The 18,810-nt window shown below is 48.4% G+C and carries 18 protein-coding genes; 11 read left to right on the top strand and 7 right to left on the bottom strand.

Annotated elements, in window-relative coordinates; genetic code table 11:
- The first annotated feature begins 277 nt into the window (after window positions 1–277).
- The 4 genes from AC1S5B_RS24345 to AC1S5B_RS24330 all read left to right on the top strand — a co-directional run bounded on the left by AC1S5B_RS24345 (window position 278) and on the right by AC1S5B_RS24330 (window position 3,026).
- Window positions 278–502 carry a hypothetical protein gene (locus AC1S5B_RS24345; protein WP_482038247.1) on the top strand — a complete coding sequence of 75 codons (225 nt, stop codon included), beginning with the start codon at window positions 278–280 and terminating at the stop codon, window positions 500–502.
- A gap of 353 nt (window positions 503–855) precedes the next feature.
- On the top strand, window positions 856–2,313 hold the full coding sequence (gene atpD / locus AC1S5B_RS24340) for a F0F1 ATP synthase subunit beta (protein ID WP_482038246.1): 1,458 nt from the start codon (window positions 856–858) through the stop codon (window positions 2,311–2,313).
- A 95-nt stretch (window positions 2,314–2,408) separates the two neighbouring features.
- Entirely contained in the window at window positions 2,409–2,822 is a 414-nt protein-coding gene (gene atpC / locus AC1S5B_RS24335) for an ATP synthase F1 subunit epsilon (RefSeq protein WP_482038245.1), read from the top strand.
- A 33-nt stretch (window positions 2,823–2,855) separates the two neighbouring features.
- Entirely contained in the window at window positions 2,856–3,026 is a 171-nt protein-coding gene (locus AC1S5B_RS24330) for a hypothetical protein (protein WP_482038244.1), read from the top strand.
- Window positions 3,027–3,261: 235 nt separating this feature from the next.
- Here the strand turns inward: AC1S5B_RS24330 and AC1S5B_RS24325 are convergent, their stop codons facing one another.
- The 6 genes from AC1S5B_RS24325 to AC1S5B_RS24300 form a co-directional block, all read right to left on the bottom strand.
- Entirely contained in the window at window positions 3,262–3,930 is a 669-nt protein-coding gene (locus AC1S5B_RS24325) for a DsbA family oxidoreductase (protein ID WP_482038243.1), read from the bottom strand.
- Between the two features lie 71 nt (window positions 3,931–4,001).
- Entirely contained in the window at window positions 4,002–4,337 is a 336-nt protein-coding gene (locus tag AC1S5B_RS24320) for a chaperone modulator CbpM (RefSeq protein ID WP_482038242.1), read from the bottom strand.
- A complete protein-coding gene (locus AC1S5B_RS24315; RefSeq protein WP_482038241.1) occupies window positions 4,334–5,284 on the bottom strand; it encodes a DnaJ C-terminal domain-containing protein in 951 nt (316 codons plus the stop codon). Before AC1S5B_RS24315 ends, AC1S5B_RS24320 begins: the two co-directional genes overlap by 4 nt.
- On the bottom strand, window positions 5,284–7,017 hold the full coding sequence (locus AC1S5B_RS24310; RefSeq protein ID WP_482038240.1) for an ABC transporter ATP-binding protein/permease: 1,734 nt from the start codon (window positions 7,015–7,017) through the stop codon (window positions 5,284–5,286). The genes AC1S5B_RS24315 and AC1S5B_RS24310 overlap by 1 nt, the downstream gene beginning before the upstream one ends.
- Before the next feature lie 284 nt (window positions 7,018–7,301).
- Entirely contained in the window at window positions 7,302–9,086 is a 1,785-nt protein-coding gene (locus AC1S5B_RS24305) for an ATP-binding protein (RefSeq protein WP_482038239.1), read from the bottom strand.
- A gap of 334 nt (window positions 9,087–9,420) precedes the next feature.
- On the bottom strand, window positions 9,421–9,651 hold the full coding sequence (locus tag AC1S5B_RS24300; RefSeq protein ID WP_482038238.1) for a hypothetical protein: 231 nt from the start codon (window positions 9,649–9,651) through the stop codon (window positions 9,421–9,423).
- 279 nt (window positions 9,652–9,930) lie between these two features.
- Between AC1S5B_RS24300 and lepA the strand changes: the two genes are divergently transcribed.
- Window positions 9,931–11,739 (top strand): translation elongation factor 4, encoded by a 1,809-nt coding sequence (gene lepA / locus AC1S5B_RS24295; RefSeq protein WP_482038237.1) that lies wholly within the window; start codon window positions 9,931–9,933, stop codon window positions 11,737–11,739.
- A gap of 212 nt (window positions 11,740–11,951) precedes the next feature.
- On the opposite strand, the gene AC1S5B_RS24290 is transcribed toward lepA, so the two are convergent.
- A complete protein-coding gene (locus AC1S5B_RS24290) occupies window positions 11,952–12,143 on the bottom strand; it encodes a hypothetical protein (RefSeq protein WP_482038236.1) in 192 nt (63 codons plus the stop codon).
- Between the two features lie 477 nt (window positions 12,144–12,620).
- On the opposite strand from AC1S5B_RS24290, the gene AC1S5B_RS24285 reads away from it, so the two are divergent.
- From AC1S5B_RS24285 to AC1S5B_RS24260, 6 genes are all read left to right on the top strand, one after another.
- Window positions 12,621–13,121 carry a DUF2231 domain-containing protein gene (locus AC1S5B_RS24285; RefSeq protein ID WP_482038235.1) on the top strand — a complete coding sequence of 167 codons (501 nt, stop codon included), beginning with the start codon at window positions 12,621–12,623 and terminating at the stop codon, window positions 13,119–13,121.
- Window positions 13,118–13,720 (top strand): DUF2231 domain-containing protein, encoded by a 603-nt coding sequence (locus AC1S5B_RS24280; RefSeq protein ID WP_482038234.1) that lies wholly within the window; start codon window positions 13,118–13,120, stop codon window positions 13,718–13,720. The genes AC1S5B_RS24285 and AC1S5B_RS24280 overlap by 4 nt, the downstream gene beginning before the upstream one ends.
- A gap of 21 nt (window positions 13,721–13,741) precedes the next feature.
- The gene (locus tag AC1S5B_RS24275) at window positions 13,742–14,653 is read left to right on the top strand and encodes a cytochrome c oxidase subunit II (RefSeq protein ID WP_482038233.1); all 912 of its coding nucleotides are present in this window, start codon (window positions 13,742–13,744) and stop codon (window positions 14,651–14,653) included.
- A gap of 166 nt (window positions 14,654–14,819) precedes the next feature.
- Window positions 14,820–16,490 (top strand): cytochrome c oxidase subunit I, encoded by a 1,671-nt coding sequence (gene ctaD, locus AC1S5B_RS24270; protein ID WP_482038232.1) that lies wholly within the window; start codon window positions 14,820–14,822, stop codon window positions 16,488–16,490.
- Between the two features lie 38 nt (window positions 16,491–16,528).
- Window positions 16,529–17,149 carry a cytochrome c oxidase subunit 3 gene (locus AC1S5B_RS24265; RefSeq protein WP_482038231.1) on the top strand — a complete coding sequence of 207 codons (621 nt, stop codon included), beginning with the start codon at window positions 16,529–16,531 and terminating at the stop codon, window positions 17,147–17,149.
- A 142-nt stretch (window positions 17,150–17,291) separates the two neighbouring features.
- The gene (locus AC1S5B_RS24260; RefSeq protein WP_482038230.1) at window positions 17,292–18,806 is read left to right on the top strand and encodes a GMC oxidoreductase; all 1,515 of its coding nucleotides are present in this window, start codon (window positions 17,292–17,294) and stop codon (window positions 18,804–18,806) included.
- Window positions 18,807–18,810: the final 4 nt, after the last annotated feature.

The following is an 18,810-nucleotide window of genomic DNA, read 5'->3' as shown; positions in this document are numbered from 1 at the left end:
AGATCTTTGGTATGGATGCAAAGGTTATAGCAGCCGCTCAACCGGAACGTTAGATCGTTAATTCATTGGGCATATTGAGGCTGCGATCGCTTTGGTTGCATTGGTTCCAAGGTTTTCAACAATGAACATCCACAACACGATCGCGGAATTTTTTCTTAGCAACTTATTTTTTGTCTCTGTGATACCTGCCAGATTTAAACCCATCGTCATAAGATAGCCATATTGCCTTCTAAGCTAGACTGGCAGTGGAATTATTGGGAATAGCCGGGAGTCTGATATGCCTCTGAGTGAACTAATTCCTGAGATCGATCGCCTATCGCGTCAGGACAAGTTGCGGCTGATCCATTTCTTACTGCTAGCCGTTGCAAAGGAAGAGGGGTGCAGTTTAGAACCGGACGGCGATCGCACTTCAGATGACATAACTCCTGGATCAACTGGCAACGACAGAAGCCATTGTTTGGTCTCCCCAGGCAGATCACGCCGCTGTGCAAGCCTTGTCTGATCTCCTGGTAGCTGCACAAAGAGACATCAATGCTTAACGGTCACTGCTTCTCGTTCATAGAACGAACCGATAGTTTTGGGAGATCGATCGTGCTCTTGCAATGTTTTCAAACAGTTTCTTGTCGCCGCCATCCATAAACGAATCGATTCAGGATTTACGCCGCTACTTGCCAACAGATCACCCTCTGGACTAAGTGTTCCAAATGCTTAACTCCAAACTTCACCCTTTCCCCCGTCTTCAAAATCTCTGCAAGCATCTATTGCCCGTTCAGTGATAAGCTTATTGGTGACAATTTTTAAGATTGTTTGCCAGTAAAACATTCAAGTCGCTGAGTCACAGAATAGGGCGTAAGCATGGTCACCACCACAGAAAGAAAAAGCATCGGCTACATTACGCAAATCATTGGTCCTGTATTGGACATTAAGTTCCCAAATGGGAAGATGCCAGACATTTACAATGCTGTAAGAGTTGTTGGTACGAATCCAGCAGGCACAGAAGTTAACGTTACCTGCGAAGTCCAGCAGCTATTGGGCGACAACCAAGTTCGTGCCGTATCCATGAGTTCAACCGATGGATTAGTTCGTGGCATGGAAGTGATGGATAGTGGCGCACCTATTAGCGTTCCCGTAGGTCCTATCACCCTGGGTCGGATTTTTAACGTGTTAGGCGAGCCTGTTGATGAACGGGGTCCCGTTGATGCCACAGAGTTTTCTCCCATCCACCGTGACGCTCCTAAGCTGACGGAATTGGAAACAAAACCCTCCGTGTTTGAAACCGGAATTAAGGTGATTGATCTGCTAACGCCCTATCGACGCGGCGGCAAGATTGGGCTGTTTGGCGGTGCAGGCGTTGGGAAGACCGTCATCATGATGGAATTGATCAACAACATTGCCACGAACCATGGCGGGGTGTCGGTGTTTGGCGGCGTAGGCGAACGCACCCGTGAAGGCAATGACCTCTACAACGAAATGATGGAGTCTGGCGTTATCAATAAAGATAACCTTGGCGAATCCAAAATCGCGTTGGTTTACGGTCAAATGAACGAACCCCCCGGTGCCAGAATGCGCGTGGGTTTGTCGGCTTTGACCATGGCGGAATACTTCCGTGATGTGAATAAGCAAGATGTCCTGTTGTTCATCGACAATATTTTCCGCTTTGTGCAAGCGGGTTCTGAAGTATCGGCGCTTTTGGGTCGGATGCCTTCTGCGGTTGGTTACCAGCCAACTTTGGGTACGGATGTGGGGGATCTGCAAGAGCGGATTACTTCCACCACGGAAGGCTCAATCACTTCGATTCAAGCCGTGTATGTACCTGCGGATGACTTAACCGATCCTGCACCTGCAACCACTTTTGCTCACTTGGATGGAACAACAGTTCTATCTCGTGGCTTGGCATCTAAAGGGATTTATCCTGCGGTTGATCCGTTGGATTCAGCTTCGACAATGCTACAGCCCAGCATTGTGGGAGAAGAGCATTACTCAACTGCCCGTGCTGTGCAGTCTACGCTGCAACGCTATAAGGAACTGCAAGACATCATTGCTATTTTGGGTTTGGATGAATTGTCTGAAGACGATCGCTTGATCGTGTTCCGCGCCCGTAAGATTGAGCGGTTCCTATCCCAGCCTTTCTTTGTGGCGCAAGTATTCACTGGCTCACCGGGCAAATATGTGTCGCTGACGGATACAATCAAGGGCTTCAAGCAGATTTTGTCTGGGGCTTTGGATGAATATCCTGAGCAAGCCTTCTACATGGTTGGCAGCATTGATGAAGCGATCGCCAAAGGCGAGAAGCTCAAAGCTGAAGGCAAGTAAGCAAACGAACGATCGCCTAGTTTTGAGTTTTGGGCAAAGCGATTCGCTCAAAACTCAAAACTTAAAACCTAAAACTCAAAACCCAACATTAAGTTATGCCTCTAACTGTTCGTGTGATTGCTCCTGACAAAACGATTTGGGATGCTCAAGCTGAAGAAGTGATTTTGCCCAGCACTACTGGACAACTGGGTGTTCTAGGCGGACATGCGCCGATGCTAACGGCTCTCGATACGGGTGTGATGCGTGTCCGGTCTGATAAAAACACCTGGATTCCTATCGCTTTAATGGGCGGTTTTGCTGAAGTTGATGCCGATGAAGTGACCATTTTGGTGAATGGTGCAGAGCGTGGCGATTCCATTGATAAGGAAGAAGCTCGTGTTGCCTTTACAGCCGCACAAGAGCAATTTGGTAAAGCTCAGCAAAGTGGCTCTCGGAAAGAGTTTATTAAAGCAACGAAAGCGTTGAAGCGATCGCGGGCACGTTTTCAAGCGGCGGGTGGAATGGTTTAAAGTCGTCGCAGACTTCATTATTGAGCAACTCTTTTGCTGGAGGCAGTCTTAGATGCGCGAGTCTGGGCGCTTTGGGATTCTGGCAAAGTCGGCTGGGATGCGCCCGGTCTTAGAGCCTACGACGACCTAGGCAAAGAAGCTAGCATTCGTCACGATCAAGACCGACGCAAGGGCGTGATCAATCAGGCGTTGGAGTCATACTAACAGCAGCATGGCGCGATCGCTGAAACTGTCCCTAATTCAGCCAAGCCTACCCAGTTGAACATTACCGTCACATTTCTCAGTCGTCTAATGACTATCCACTGTGACGGATAAGGGTTGGATTTTCTGAATGAATTGATTGACTACGATACGAAACCCAACGAAAAAGGTACAAGTTAGAAATATCGACTATCACTTTATCCATCAATGATTAGCTCGATGGTGATCGCCCATATTTCTAGCACCAGGATTGTTCTTCGGGAGGATTGTGGAGTAACTCACGAATATTGGCTTCCATGACTCGATATCCCACATTGCCGTTGAGTCTCTGCCGTCCTTCATTAAAAATTAGGGTGGGGCTGACCGTAACCGTATGCTCTTTGAGCAAGTCAAAATCCTTGGAGAGTTGAGCGTATGCCTCACCACTATCGATCTGAGCTTGGATGGCAGCGATCGGTAGCCCTAGCTCTTCGGCAATGGCAAATTGCACCTTGCGATCAGCAACATTCGCTAGTTTGGTAAAAAACGCCTCTCGAAATGCCCAGATTGCTTTTTCAAATACTGGCTCCACTAAACCATTCGCTTCGAGGAGTTGAATGGCATGGAGAAACAAATGACAGGATGTGGATGAAGCTGGCGTAACCTGAGTCCAAATATCAGGATGAACAGTGATGTGATCGAACTTTTTTGCAACTTCATGAACGTGATCGCTATAGCCTTTGAAGCCCCCCTGATCGCGCCATCGCTTCTCCAGCTTTTCATGAGCATTTCCAAAAACGGGGACGAAGTGATATTCGATCGCAACCTTATCTTGAAAGGTTGTTTTCAATTCATCCAGACGGATTTGAGCAATATAAGCCCAAACGCAGAGAACATCAGAGAAGTAAAAGATACGGATGGGTTCCATAGTGCTTCCAGTGGTTATTAAGATAATCAGGTGACGGATGATGGAATTGTTTCCCCTTCCTTCCCTCGATCTTATAATGCGTCTGTTCGCCTAGGGGGGATGTTGGACTCTGGATGGGACTGATGCGCTTTAAGCTGTGCCCGCAGTTGGGCAATTTCTTGAGCCATATCTAGCACCATAGCTGCTCCGACTAAGTTTAGTCCCAAGTCTTGCCGCAATCGCTGAATTTGGGCAATTCGGGCAATTTCGCGGGAATGCAGCAGATCGCCGATCGCCTCGATGATGCCCAACTTGACATAAACCTCGACAACCGTAATCGAGGTTTCAGCGATAGATGCGGCATATTCAAAGGTGTAGAGTTGATCTCCTGCGGACGAAACCACTGTTTTTGAAAGACTGAAACTCATAGCTTGCTCTCCTCTAATGGGGCACGCGGATTAAAGCTGGCATTCGCGTGGATTTTTTCGTAGCATTCTTGCTCGATCGCGCTCAGGTCTTGCGGTGTGACCATTTGAAGTTTGACGAATAAGTCGCCGCGCCCCCCTTTGGGCAATGTCCAGCCTTTGCCCCGCAGTCTCAGCGATCGCCCCGATTTCACCCCTTTGGGAACGGTCATCGTCACGCTACCATCGGGAGTCGGCACCTTAATTTGTGCCCCCAAAACTGCCTCATCGGGTCGAATGGGCACGTCACAAACCAGGTCATCGCCCTCAAAGCGCCAGAAGGAATGGGGCAAGATCTCAATGGTGAGATACAAATCGCCGCGCTGTTGAGAGAACGGACTCGGACGACCTTTGCCCTTGAGCCGAATGCGACTGCCGGGTTTTGCGCCGGGGGGAATGCGGACATTGAGCGTTTCATCGTCGAGTTGTAGCCGCTGCTGAACCCCATGAAACGCTTCGGCAAAGGTGAGCGCGATCGCAGCTTCGGTATCGGGTGCGGTCGCTTGAGACCGGAAGCCACCCAAATCATCAAAGCCACTGGTTGCAGTTGTGCGGGTTCTACCGCGCGATCGCCCCAGCAGATCGTTGATAAACGCATCAAAGTCATCGTACTGCTCAAAACCGCCCGTTGCAGCGTTGTTTCCCTGAGGGGTTGGCGCTTCACTATAACCAGGCTGGTTCCAATGTTGACCAAACTGGTCGTATTTCTGCCGCTTCTCTGGATCAGAAAGCACCTCGTTGGCTTCGTTCAGATCTTTGAATTTTGCCTCTGCCTCATGATCTCCCGGATTGAGATCAGGATGATATTTACGGGCAAGCTTGCGATAAGCCCGTTTAAGGTCTTCAGGAGTGGCGGTTTTGCTGACTCCCAAAATAGTGTAATAATCCTTAAAATCCGTTGCGGTTGGCATCACTGACCTCTCGTAGACAGAGTTTCAGACGCTTTTAGGGACCAGGTTTGATCGGTAGTAAAGTCTAAAATAGATTGGTGGTACTCGCTCAGGCTTTCTCGATGTCCAATGCTCAAAAAAGTGATACCAGAGTCTTGTAGCTGCTGATATAACTGGGCTTCATTTTTCGGATCGAGGGCGCTAGTTGCCTCATCTAACATCGCGTAGCCCGGTTTATTGAGCAAAAGTCGTGCAAAAATTAGGCGCTGTTGCTCTCCTAAAGATAAAACCTCCGCCCAGTTTTGTTCAGCGTCGAATCCTCCATAGTTTTGCTCTAGGTCGGGCAAATTCACCTGAATCAAAATTTCTCTGAGCCGCGAATCTTCAATAGACTCATCCATCGTTGGATAAAGCATTTGATCCCGTAACGTTCCTAAAATCATATAGGGTCGCTGTGGTAAAAATAGCATCTGCTTTAGGGGCGGTCGCAAAATTGTGCCCGTGCCTGCATCCCATAGCCCCGCGATCGCTCTGAGCAAAGAACTCTTGCCGCAGCCGCTCGGTCCTCTGACCAATAATCCTTCACCCGTTGCCAGCGTGATCGATAAGTCCTCCACCAAAATTCTTTGACGGTCAGGCGTTTGTAGGGTCACACTTTCCAGCGCCAGCCGATCGACAATTTCGGTTTTGATCGTGGTTGGCTCAGCGCCAATGGTTGCCGATTCAGCACCATCAGGCGGCTTCGAGGTTGAGTCGGTATTTAAAGATTCCGAAAAAGTGTGTAAGCGATCGACTCCTGCAACGAAAGTAGAAAGAGACTGAAAGCGCGCCACGATCAGGTTAAGCGAGAAAAAGACCCGAATAAAAGCTCCTTGGGCTTCGGTCACTTTACCCACCTCTAATTCCCCCGCAAAAATGCCCGGTGCCACCACAATGGCAGGCAAAACGAAGGGGATAAATTCATAGGCATTGGTCAAAACATTGAGATTTAGCTCCCAAAAGATCAAACGCTTGAAGTTATCAAACACCTCCATAAATCTACCTTTGATTTGATCAGACTCGCGCTGCTCTCCTTGGTAAAAAGCGATCGCCTCAGCATTTTCTCGCACCCGCACTAAACTAAACCGCAAATCAGCCTCTTTCTTAAGCTGCTCAAAATTGAGTCGTACCAGGGGTTTTCCAAATACTCCCACGGTGATCAAGGTGCCCACCAGCGCATAAAGTACCAAAAAACCGATCAACGGTTTAGAGATGCCCCACAGCACGCCGCTGAAGGCAGCCACTGCTAACAGTGAATCCACGACTGCCAGCAGCAGCGTTAGCGACTCTTGGGTAAAGCTTTTGACATCTTCAGTAATGCGCTGATCCGGGTTATCGATATCGACATGATTGAGGGTATAAAATGCCCGATTCTTAAAGTAGCGATCGATGAAATCACTGGTGAGCCATCGCCGCCACTGGATGCCTAAACGATCTCGCAGATACACATAGCCGGCAAACAGCGGTGCATAAATCACTAATGTCCCAGCAAACACCAGAATCGTTTGCCAAAATCTAGCTTCATCGTGAGCAGACAGAGCAGAGATTAGCGCCCCTCGCTTATTGTTGAGCAACACGCTTAATCCGGTGTAGCCGAGGGACAACAGGATGACCAACAGCAGTAGTCCCCGCGCCCGCCATTTTTCATCACTTGACCAGTAGGACTTCGCGATCGACCAAAACTGTTTGAAGATAACTAGATTAAACCGTTGCATTGCTTGTATTCATTCAGAACCATTCCATGAGTGAATTACTTCTACAAGTGAACTACTTCTACGCGAAGGCATCCAAGAAGTACTCATAGAGAAGTATAGCGATACCTGATATGCAACTAATATGCCCTCATCCCAACCCTTCTCCTCAAGGAGAAGGTCTTTCAGCCGTTTCCAATTTCCTCTTCTGGGTGAGGGCTAGAGTATAGCTTGCTTCCCGCAGAGTAGCAGAATTTGCGATTACTTCAGGAAAGTCGCATATTGCGTAGCGATCGCACTTCAAACACTTACAGCAATAAATCGATCACGTCAGCCGTTTGAGCCGTGATCATCACCGGTTCTTGATACAACGGCACTGTGAAAGTAACCGTAGAACCCAAGCCCTCACCCATACTGTAGAAATTGACCACGCCACCCATCGCTTCAACTAGTTTTTGAGAAATTGCTAATCCCAAACCCGTTCCCCCATACTGGCGAGTCCGAGAACCATCCACTTGGCTAAACGATTGAAACAGCTTGTCTTGTTTATCAAGCGAGACTCCAATACCAGTATCTGCCACTCGAATTTTGACATAACCCGGCAGGTCTACTCCTTGGACGGTGATTTTTTTCTTGATAATTTCGACGCTAATAGTCACGCCACCCTCGTGGGTAAACTTAATTGCGTTACCCACCAAATTCAGCATCACTTGTAGGAGACGCTGATAGTTACCATAAAGAATAATTTCATCATCCGTAGGCGGTTTTTGGATCTCAAAATTTAGCTTTTTTTGGCGTACCTGATTGCTAATGAAATCGGCAAAATCATCTAATAGCTCTGCCAGTTTGACTGGACTCAGTTCAATTTGCAGTTTCCCCGCTTCAATTTTGGCAATATCGAGAATGTCATTAATGATATTAAGCAGATGTAAGGCTGAGCGATAAGCTTCACTAATGAATTCAGTTTGCTCTTCAGGATCATCTGCCATTCCATCTAAGACAAGTTTGAGAAAGCCGATCATGCCGTTAAGCGGAGTTCGCAGTTCGTGAGAGGTATTGGCAAGAAATTCACTTTTTAATCGAGAGGCTTCTTCCGCTTGTTCTCTGGCTTCTTCTAGTTCGCGATGTTTATGCCGTAGATTGCTATTTGCCTCTTGCACATCCGCCGCTAAGGATTGGCTGGCAGAAATCAAGTTAGCGTGGGCGATCGCGGTTCCTACCTGATCTGCCAACTCCTGCACAAACTCTAGCTCTACCGCTGTCCAACGACGAGGTTGATCATCTTGATACAGCACAATTAACCCATTGGGCTGATCTTGATAAGAGGTTCTCACAATCAGCATAGAATACTGCATCAGCCCGCGCAGAGTAGGTGGCTGATGAGCCGCTTCTTGATCCAATGGTTTCGGTTCGTGCCGCACATTGATAGGGTTTAGACTCCGCAACGCTGCTTGCAGATCCGCATCATCTGCCACCAAAAACTCTAACCCCTGCATTGGGCAAAATGCCCCCCGACAATACTCAGCGACTGCCTTCACAGTTGGATTGGTTGGCTCATAGGGAAATACAATACAGCGGCTCACCCCCAATAAGTTACCTAGTCCTTCAACCGTTTGCTGCCAAATGGTGGGTAGATCTAGAGTACGGCGAATATTCCAGGCAATTCGGGTTAACAATTCATGGCTATCAGCGTTGATTGTTTCTGATGAGAACTCTGCTAAATGGTCAACTCTGTGGGTTACTGGGTCATCTAATTGAGCAAAGCTAGGATCTAGTTTTGCTTCCGGTGGGGCAGAAATAGGGCAGATCATACCCATGACCAAAACCGTGTTGGCGCGTCCATCTACTCCAATCACGGGGTTCATTGTTAAGTCTGCTTGCAGCCGAAAAGCACCACAGCGAAACTTAAATCTGAATTTTTGAGCCGTCTGAGACTCTAGAACTTGGCGAATCCGGGTGGTATATGCCTTAATATCCACTGGACCAAAAATACGATCTGGCAGTTGACCAATCATCTGGTCTAACCGGATGCCATAATCTTCTGCTGATTCCCAAAAAAAGGACAAGTAACGTCCTTCACGGTCTTGAGCCATGACAAGCTCAGCGGGGTCGCTACTCCTATCCTGATTTCTTACGATCGCTTCGTGATGTGCAGAAAGAGAGCGTTGATAGTTTGCAGAAGAAGGCATCAGTACTCTAGCTGGCGGCTTTTTTAGAGAAGTGTAAAACTAGCGATCGATGAAGATTGCAATAAGGCTAGCTAAGCGTCGCCCGTCTAACCTATACCCTGACACGCACAGTCTCTTAATGTAACTGAACACTGGCATCACTCCACTGACATCGCTTCATTGAGTATGACTAAGCGTTTGTTACGACTGACGCTATGCTCAATATAGCAAGTGAAATCATTCAGGTTCCACCCCTGTTTTAATCGTTCCATTCGCCTCGTGGTGGAACTGGCGGATTGCGCTGAAGATTGCGGGTTAGATCATCATCCCGACGCAGTTCATTTTTAAGCCACTGGCGCACAGCTACTTCAATCACCTTGCTAGGATCATTGGTCAAATGTTTAATCTGATCTAGCAAGTCAGGATCTAAACGGACAGATAATTCGACTTTTTCTGAAGCCGACTGGGAAAACAGGGCAGACTCATTCATAGTTTGGATGCTAGCGAACGTTGGCTAAAGTAATGAACAATCTATTAAAAATAGATCATCCGAACTACTTCAGCAATATAAGTTTAACTCGGCAGGAATATAAACATAACCAATCTACGGCACAACTACTGAGAATTTGTCATGCTACCTACAAGATTTTACAAAACTGAGGAAATTCTCATGCTCTCAAGGGATACAGAAATAAAGTTGGATTGATGAATGTGAGGTTTCAGAGGTGACCCGTTACAATACGTTAAAAGCTTCTATACAGCCAGACATATGACTGATGTGCCCGTTTCTCGAATTCGCAATTTTTCGATTATTGCCCATATTGACCATGGCAAATCTACGCTTGCCGATCGCCTGTTGCAGGAGACTGGCACGGTCACCGCACGGGAAATGAAAGAGCAGTTTCTGGACAGCATGGATTTGGAACGAGAGCGGGGCATTACGATTAAGCTCCAAGCTGCACGAATGAACTATACGGCGAAAGACGGCGAAAAATATGTTTTAAACCTGATTGATACTCCAGGACATGTCGATTTTTCCTATGAAGTGTCGCGATCGCTGGCAGCGTGTGAAGGAGCTTTGCTAGTGGTGGATGCATCCCAAGGGGTGGAGGCGCAAACCCTGGCAAATGTTTATTTGGCATTGGAGCATGACCTGGAAATTATTCCAGTATTAAACAAGATTGATTTGCCCGGAGCCGAACCGGAGCGCGTTAAGCAAGAAATTGAAGACATCGTGGGTCTAGATTGCAGTCAGGCAATCCACGCGTCTGCAAAAGAAGGAATCGGGGTGGCTGAGATTTTGGAATCCATTGTTCATCTGGTGCCACCGCCTAAAGATACGATCGCCGAACCCCTGCGCGCCCTGATTTTCGACAGTTATTACGACCCCTACCGTGGCGTGATCGTATACTTCCGAGTGATGGATGGAACCGTCAAAAAAGGCGATCGCATTCGGCTGATGGCATCCCGCAAAGAGTATGTGATTGATGAACTGGGAGTGCTTTCACCCACGCAAGTACCAGTAGACAGCCTCCATGCAGGCGAAGTGGGCTACATTGCCGCGTCAATTCGAGCCGTTGAAGATGCGCGAGTTGGGGATACGATTACCTTGGCAGCCGTCCAGGCGGCTGAACCCTTGCCCGGATATGTAGAAGCAACTCCCATGGTGTTTTGTGGCTTGTTTCCCACGGATGCAGACAAGTTTGAAGATTTGCGCGAAGCCCTAGAAAAACTCAAGCTCAGCGATGCATCACTCAACTACGAACCCGAAACCTCTAGCGCTATGGGGTTTGGCTTTCGCTGCGGCTTTTTAGGTTTGCTGCACATGGAAATTGTCCAAGAACGGCTGGAGCGAGAATATAACCTGGATTTAATCACCACAGCGCCATCGGTGGTTTACCGGGTGACAACCCTCAAAGGTGAAGTCTTGCTGATTGACAACCCCAGCAAGCTACCCGATCCGCAGCAGCGCGAAAAAATCGAAGAACCCTATGTTCAAGTAGACATTATTACGCCAGAAGTCTATGTGGGCACCTTGATGGAACTTTCTCAGAGCCGTCGGGGTGTTTTCAAAGACATGAAGTATCTGACAACCGAGCGCACCACATTAATCTATGATTTGCCGTTAGCAGAAGTGGCAACAGACTTTTTTGACCAAATGAAATCGCGATCGCGGGGCTATGCCAGCATGGAGTACAAGCTCATTGGCTATCGCGAGAATCCATTGGTCAAGCTTGATATTCTGATTAATGGCGATCCAGTTGATCCGCTTGCCACCATTGTTCACCGTGATAAAGCGTACAACGTCGGTCGCGCCTTGACCGAAAAGCTAAAAGAACTGATTCCTCGCCACCAGTTCAAAATTCCGATTCAGGCAACGATCGGCAGCAAAGTCATTGCTAGTGAGCAAATTCCTGCCATTCGCAAAGATGTATTGGCAAAATGCTACGGCGGCGACATTTCTCGGAAGAAAAAGCTGTTGCAAAAGCAGGCAAAAGGGAAAAAACGAATGAAGGCGATCGGGACAGTAGACGTTCCCCAAGAAGCGTTCATGGCGGTACTCCGACTCGACCAATAATCATCGTGAAAGAGTTAGATAGAGCGGAGTTAGGGCTGTGCAGTTTTTTAGATCAGTCCGTTCTGGTAGCGGATGGATCGTGCTGTGACAGTCCTAGCCCGCAATATAAAAGTGTCTATGCAAGCTTAAGGCGCACTTCTCATGAGAAGCACGCCTTGCAAAATAAATCATGAATTGAATTTTGAAAGTCTATCTAACTGGGCGATCGCCCACTAGCTCAACCCACTATGGCTGGAATGATTCGAGCGATCGAAGTCAGCTTTTCCGAGGTCACCGTTACGAAGTGGCAATTCTGCGGGCATACCCACTTCGGCAGCAGCACGGCTCAATAGGCACTGTTCACGGTTTTTAACCATATGTTGGTGCCGCACCATTAATGCACGAGCTTGATCTTGCGTAGACATAGTTAATCTCCCAACTTAAAGAACGAATCAAGTTCGATGTACGAAACCAGATGTACTTCAACTCTCTACAATCAATATATCACAAGTTTCTGTAGCGAATACTACAAAAATGGGTCTTTTTAGTCTTCTTGAATTTAGTCTTCTTGAATAAAGATAAATGCAGCGAGCTGTGGCTAAGGATAGAAAATCGATTAGGCATCTTAGATCAACCATTGGGCTATGTAGGTTCAGCCTACAAAATTTAGTCTTGGGAATATTTAATCTTGGGAATATGGAGCGATGATTCCTGTGTAACACTGGTAGACTCCCCACTTCACACTCTGCCTGCCAAATTTCTGTTTCATTGACCAGTCTGTATTTAATACAACTCTCAGAATTGTTACAAATGTGAGACACTGCGGTTTTAACAGCTTGTAATGGTTGCTGGGTTGGTTGAACTTAGTCAGCTTCAAAAAATCAGGCACCTAGGAGAAGATAATGCTTGAGTATTTGCCCCCACTCAACGAACACAACCTACCTTATCCAGATACGCTTCACCCGATTGTGGTGCATTTTGTGATCGCGATGGTTTTGTTTGCGGTTCTTTGTGATGCGATCGGATTTCTGACAAAAAACGTCCGTCTGCATGAAGTGAGTTGGTGGAATTTCTTTTTTGCCACGTTGTCTATTTTTATCGCAGTTTTGTTTGGTCAATTAGAAGCAGGTTTAGCTGAACCTTACAATGCGGCACAATCCACCCTTAACATACATACGCTACTTGGCTGGTCATTGTCGGGGATTTTGGCGGCAGTCACAGCTTGGCGTTACATTCTACGCGCCCGTGATCCAGAGAAGGTGCCACTGGCTTTTATGGGAGCCAACGTCTTATTGACGGGGTTGGTCGTTTTTCAGGTTTATTTAGGCGACAAGCTGGTTTGGGTGTATGGCTTGCATACGGTGCCCGTAGTCGAGGCGATTAGACAAGGAGTGTTGCAATGAACGAAGATCTCGTTCAGCAGGTGGGAGGGCTGGGTGCAAATGGCTTGCCCTATGCGATTCCCATCCATCCCAATTTGGTGCATATTACGTTGGGTCTGTTTATCATTGCGATCGCGTTTGATGTCGCAGGCAATCTATTTCCGCTAGAAAAGTCGATTCTGGATTTTTTAGCCATTAAAGCGGTGCGTTCCAACTTCTACGATGTCGGCTGGTACAACGTTTTGGCGGCGGCGATCGTCACCTTTTTCACCGTAGGAGCAGGCTTCTACGAGATGATTTTGGCAACCCCTTCTGCGGATGTTATCAGCGCTTGGGGGTTAGGAGCCATGGAAACCATGATCTGGCATGGAGTTGGCGGGGTTCTGTTGCTTGCTCTGATCGTGGGCATGGCGATTTGGCGAGGGATGCAGCGGTTTTCATGGCGCAAAGATAGCGCAAGGCAGGTACAGTGGGGCTATTTGCTAGCAGGCATGGTTGTGCTGTTTATTATGTTTTTGCATGGCACGCTAGGTGCTCATCTGGGGGGCGAGTTTGGCGTTCACAACACGGCAGATGGCTTACTTAGACTAGGCGAAGACCCCAACCTATTGCTGAAATGATTTGGCTTAAAGGATAAAGCAATGAAAGTGTCCAATGTATTGCCGTGGGTGATTTTTGCGGGTGTGAACACAGTGGCAAGTGTATGGATGGCGGGAGTCTCTCATACTTGGTTTCCCCCGGTCGCATCCCTTGAGGCGGAACTGATTGATAACCTGTTTGCATTGCTCGTGTTTTTGGGAACGTTCATTTTTCTAGGGATTACAGGCGTTTTAAGCTTTTCAGTGTTAACTGGACTAACCAGTCGGTTTGACACCAGCGATGGACCGCCGATTGAAGGGAATCTCACCCTAGAAATCGTCTGGACAGCAATTCCGATCGCTTTGGTTATTGCGATCGCCGGGTATAGCTACTGGATCTATGACCAGATGGCGATCCAAGGACCGATGGAAATTGTTCATATGCACATGCCCGGTATGGAAACCGCCTACGCCGCACCCACGGATGGAGAAACGACTGGCAAGAGTCAATCGGTTGAGGAGATCGACGTGACTGCTAAACAATGGGCGTGGTCGTTTCACTATCCCAACAACAACGTCACCAGCGCAGAACTCCATGTGCCTATGAATCATCGAGTTCGACTCGCACTTCACACTGAAGATGTAATTCACGGGTTTTATGTGCCAGCGTTTCGCCTCAAGCAAGATATCATTCCCAACCGAACCATTGACTTTGAATTTACGCCAATTCGCGAAGGTCGCTATCGTCTCAAAGATTCCCAATTTAGCGGCACCTACTTCGCCGTAATGCAAACGAACGTGGTGGTGGAGTCTCCTGAAAAATACAGTGAGTGGTTATCCAAAACCGGCGATCGCGCCCTAGTGCCAGCCGCAAACCAAGCCTACGAAGAATACACACAACGAGCAAAGCAAGGCTTTAAACCAGGGTGGAAAACCGTTCCGCCTGAGCCGCCCCCAATGGTGAATGAAGGATAACGAAGGATTACAGAGTTGAGAGTGCAGAGTTCCGAGTTGAGAGAAACCAAGCCTTGAACCCCAAATCCCGAACCTTACCCCGAACGCTGCACCCTACTCCGAACCCTCTTAAACTCCGAACCCGGAACCTCGAACCCGGAACCCGAAACCTAATAAGAGAAATCGCATGACGAACATCTCGGTTGAAAATATTAGTATTCCTGAAGAGAAGCCCCAATCTCAGCCCCCGGAATGGCGACGATATTTTAGTTTTAGTACCGACCATAAGGTGATTGGCATTCAATATCTAGTGACTTCGTTTATCTTCTTTTTAATAGGCGGGTTTCTAGCAATGATCGTGCGGGCGGAATTGATTACACCAGAATCAGATTTGGTTTCGCGACCGTTGTACAACAGCCTGTACACCATGCACGGCACGGTGATGATTTTTCTGTGGATCTTTCCGTCGTTGGTGGGGCTGGCAAACTACTTGGTGCCGCTGATGATTGGGGCGCGGGATATGGCGTTTCCCAAGTTGAACGCGATCGCCTTTTGGCTCGTGCCCATTTTTGGCGTGTTGCTGTTATCTAGCTATTTTTTGCCCAATGGTACAGCGCAAGCAGGCTGGTGGTCATACCCGCCAGTGAGTTTACAAAATCCGTCGGGAAGCTGGCTGAGCGGTCAATTTATCTGGATCTTGGCAGTGGCAATTTCTGGAGTCTCCTCGATTATGGGAGCCGTCAATTTTGTTGCCACCATTTTCAAAATGCGGGCACCGGGCATGACGTTTTTCCGAATGCCTGTTTATGTTTGGACGGTGTTGAGCGCTCAGCTAATTCAACTCACGGCGTTACCTGCGCTGACGGCTGGAGCGGTGATGCTATTGCTTGATCTGGTGGCAGGCACCAGTTTCTTTGATCCAGAACGGGGCGGCAATCCGGTTTTGTTTCAGCACTTTTTCTGGTTCTACTCCCATCCGGCGGTGTATGTGATGGCGCTGCCTGTTTTTGGCATCTTTTCAGAGATTTTGCCTGTGTATTCCCGTAAGCCGCTGTTTGGCTATAAAGTGGTTGCAATTTCTTCGTTGCTGATTGCTGGAGTGGGCATTTTTGTTTGGGTGCATCACATGTATGCCAGCGGCACTCCCGGCTGGATGCGAATGTTTTTTATGGCATCTTCGATGTTCGTTGCGGTGCCCACAGGGGTGAAGATATTTGCGTGGACGGCGACGGTTTGGCGGGGCAAAATTCGACTGCAAACGCCAATGTTATTTGCCCTAGGCGCGATCGTTATGTTTCTGTTTGCAGGCATTACCGGGGTGATGCTGGCGGCGGTGCCGTTTGATATTCACGTCAACAACACCTATTTTGTGGTGGGTCACTTCCATTACATTGTGTATGGCACGCTGACAATGGGGCTATTTGCAGCGATTTACCACTGGTTCCCTAAGATGACCGGGCGCATGTACAACGAGGGCTTGGGGATTCTTCACTTTATCTTGGCGTTTGTGGGCACAAACCTCAACTTTTTCCCGATGCATCCCTTGGGGCTACAGGGCATGGTGCGACGGATTTCATCCTACGACCCGGAGTATGCATTTTGGAATGTGATTGCTAGTCTAGGGGGATTTTTGCTGGGGATGTCTACGCTGCCATTCATTCTAAATATTGTGGGTTCCTGGGTGCAGGGTGAAAAAGCACCAGATAATCCTTGGCGGGCGATCGGTCTGGAGTGGCTAGTGTCTTCACCGCCACCTGTGGAGAATTTTGAAGAACTGCCGATCGTGGTGTCAGGTCCCTATGGCTATGGACTCAACGAGCCTTTGGTTGAAAATGCAGCGGCGCTCAAGCCTCAGTAGATTTTAAGTTTAGTTATTCATTCTGCAAGGAAACCGCTATGGATTCAGCCACAGAGCCATTATCAGAAACCATTGTCCAGGCTCATGATATTGAGCAGGAACACCATGGGCATGATGAACAGGCGACTAGTCTGTTTGGGTTTATCGTATTTTTGCTGTCGGAAAGCGTGATCTTTCTCAGCTTTTTCGCAGGATATATCGTACTCAAAACTACGGCGATCGCGTGGCTGCCCGATGGGGTAGAGGGCTTGGAAGTATCCACTCCGGCGATCAACACAGTGGTGCTGGTTTCAAGCAGCTTTGTAATGTACTTCGCTGAAGAAGCCCTGAAAAAGCAGCAAATGTGGCTGTTTCGCGGGTTATGGTTGCTGACTTCGGCAATGGGCATCTACTTTTTAGCAGGGCAGGCGATCGAGTGGAGTGAGTTGCAATTTGGACTCACCTCCGGTAGCTTTGGCGGCACATTTTATCTGCTGACTGGTTTCCATGGGCTGCATGTGCTGCTGGGAGTCCTTTTGCAGTTTTATATGCTGTTTCGTTCCTTCAGACCCGGCAACTATGACAAAGGACACACCGGAGTAACCGAAGTATCCCTGTTTTGGCACTTCGTCGATGTCATCTGGATTATTTTGTTTTGCTTGCTCTATTTGTGGCAGTAAGGGCAGGTTTCAGGGGTCAGGGGGCAGGGGTCAGAAAATAGCGAACAGGAATGGACAAATATCGAACTCCGAAACCCGAAACCCGAAACCCGAAACCTAAAACCTGAAACCTGAAACCTGTAACCTGACACGGAGAATCCATATGATTATTGAAGACCAGTATTACGATGTGATCATTGTTGGAACCGGGGCAGGGGGCGGCACTCTGGCGTATAAGCTGGCATCCACAGGCAAGAAAGTTTTGCTGTTGGAACGGGGCGATTTCATGGCGTTGGAGGAGCAAAATCGTAGCACTATCGATATTTTCAAGAAGGAGCGCTATCACGCTCCCGAACAGTGGTATGACATTTCAGGAGAGCCATTTTCACCCCAAACGAATTATGCGGTTGGGGGAAATACCAAGATTTGGGCGACGGCGCTAATTAGAATGCGATCGCGTGATTTTGAAGCGGTGGAACATCAGAAAGGCATTTCTCCAGAGTGGTGCCTGAAGTATGACGACTTTGAACCGTACTATACCGAAGCAGAACAGCTTTATAAGGTGCATGGAGCGGTGGCGGATGATCCAACAGAGCCGCCCCACAGTGGAGACTATGCCTATGGCGCGATCGCCCATGAGCCGCAGATTCAGCAAATGGTGGACGCGATCGAAAAACAGGGTATCCATCCAAATTCTTTGCCTCTGAGCCTCACCCGCGAAAGTGACGATCCCACGAATGATTCCCAGGTGAGCAGCATTATGCCAGCCTTGAAACATCCCAACGTGACGCTCAAAACCTCTACGAAAGTGACCCATTTGTATACCAATCCTTCTGGAACCGCGATTAAAGCAGTCGGCGCAGAAATTGGCGGCAAACCTTACCTATTTTTGGGTGATATTGTGGTGCTTGCCTGTGGTGCGGTCAACTCGGCGGCGATTCTGCTGCGATCGGCGAGTGATGCTTGCCCAAACGGGATTGCCAATAGTTCTGATTTGGTGGGGCGTAACCTGATGAAGCATCGCCTCTCGGCTGTGGTGCAACTCAGTTCTCCTAACTCCGGCAAGTTTTATCGCAGTGTCAGTGTCAACGATTTTTATTGGGGTGAACCAGGCTTTGAGTTTCCCATGGGGCACATTCAAAATACGGGTGGTTTGCTGCAAGATATTACCTTTGCCGAGTCGCCGCCGTTCTTTTCCGGTTTGGCACAGGCAATGCCAGGGTTTGGGCTGAATCAATTGGTGTCGCGATCGATTGGCTGGTGGGTGCAGACCGAAGACTTGCCCGACCCCAAAAATCGGGTGGAGGTCGGCGGCGACAAGCTGCGGTTATTTTATGAGCCGAACAACACCGATGCCCATGAGCGGCTGGTCTATCGCTGGACAGAAGTATTGAAAATGGCAGAGAAAAGTCTGGAACAGGGGATTTTTCAACGAAGTGCGCTGCATCCCCATGGCGAAATGCCGATGCAAGTAGTGGCGAACCAGTGTGGCACCTGTCGATTTGGCGAAGACCCCGCAACCTCAGTGTTAAATGCCGACTGCCGCGCCCACGATGTAGACAATCTATATGTGGTAGATAGCAGCTTTTTTCCCTCTAATCCAGCGGTCAGTCCTGCACTGACGATTATCGCCAATGCCCTCCGAGTCGGCGATCGCCTGATCGAACGACTGAAGTAACCGT

This window comes from Leptolyngbya sp. CALU 1928, from assembly GCF_056784215.1.
Note: the sequence above shows the minus strand (reverse complement) of the source record. Positions and strands in the feature narration are given on the sequence as shown.

Excerpts from the sequence above, each read along its gene's own strand:
- AC1S5B_RS24300 (WP_482038238.1), bottom strand. The coding sequence starts at position 9,651 with ATGAATGAGTCTGCCCTGTTTTCCCAGTCGGCTTCAGAAAAAGTCGAA.
- AC1S5B_RS24315 (WP_482038241.1), bottom strand. The coding sequence starts at position 5,284 with ATGCCAACCGCAACGGATTTTAAGGATTATTACACTATTTTGGGAGTC.
- atpD (WP_482038246.1), top strand. The coding sequence starts at position 856 with ATGGTCACCACCACAGAAAGAAAAAGCATCGGCTACATTACGCAAATC.
- AC1S5B_RS24320 (WP_482038242.1), bottom strand. The coding sequence starts at position 4,337 with ATGAGTTTCAGTCTTTCAAAAACAGTGGTTTCGTCCGCAGGAGATCAA.
- AC1S5B_RS24325 (WP_482038243.1), bottom strand. The coding sequence starts at position 3,930 with ATGGAACCCATCCGTATCTTTTACTTCTCTGATGTTCTCTGCGTTTGG.
- lepA (WP_482038237.1), top strand. The coding sequence starts at position 9,931 with ATGACTGATGTGCCCGTTTCTCGAATTCGCAATTTTTCGATTATTGCC.
- ctaD (WP_482038232.1), top strand. The coding sequence starts at position 14,820 with ATGACGAACATCTCGGTTGAAAATATTAGTATTCCTGAAGAGAAGCCC.
- AC1S5B_RS24290 (WP_482038236.1), bottom strand. The coding sequence starts at position 12,143 with ATGTCTACGCAAGATCAAGCTCGTGCATTAATGGTGCGGCACCAACAT.
- atpC (WP_482038245.1), top strand. The coding sequence starts at position 2,409 with ATGCCTCTAACTGTTCGTGTGATTGCTCCTGACAAAACGATTTGGGAT.
- AC1S5B_RS24305 (WP_482038239.1), bottom strand. The coding sequence starts at position 9,086 with ATGGCTCAAGACCGTGAAGGACGTTACTTGTCCTTTTTTTGGGAATCA.
- AC1S5B_RS24260 (WP_482038230.1), top strand. The coding sequence starts at position 17,292 with ATGATTATTGAAGACCAGTATTACGATGTGATCATTGTTGGAACCGGG.
- AC1S5B_RS24345 (WP_482038247.1), top strand. The coding sequence starts at position 278 with ATGCCTCTGAGTGAACTAATTCCTGAGATCGATCGCCTATCGCGTCAG.
- AC1S5B_RS24280 (WP_482038234.1), top strand. The coding sequence starts at position 13,118 with ATGAACGAAGATCTCGTTCAGCAGGTGGGAGGGCTGGGTGCAAATGGC.
- AC1S5B_RS24285 (WP_482038235.1), top strand. The coding sequence starts at position 12,621 with ATGCTTGAGTATTTGCCCCCACTCAACGAACACAACCTACCTTATCCA.
- AC1S5B_RS24275 (WP_482038233.1), top strand. The coding sequence starts at position 13,742 with ATGAAAGTGTCCAATGTATTGCCGTGGGTGATTTTTGCGGGTGTGAAC.
- AC1S5B_RS24265 (WP_482038231.1), top strand. The coding sequence starts at position 16,529 with ATGGATTCAGCCACAGAGCCATTATCAGAAACCATTGTCCAGGCTCAT.
- AC1S5B_RS24310 (WP_482038240.1), bottom strand. The coding sequence starts at position 7,017 with ATGCAACGGTTTAATCTAGTTATCTTCAAACAGTTTTGGTCGATCGCG.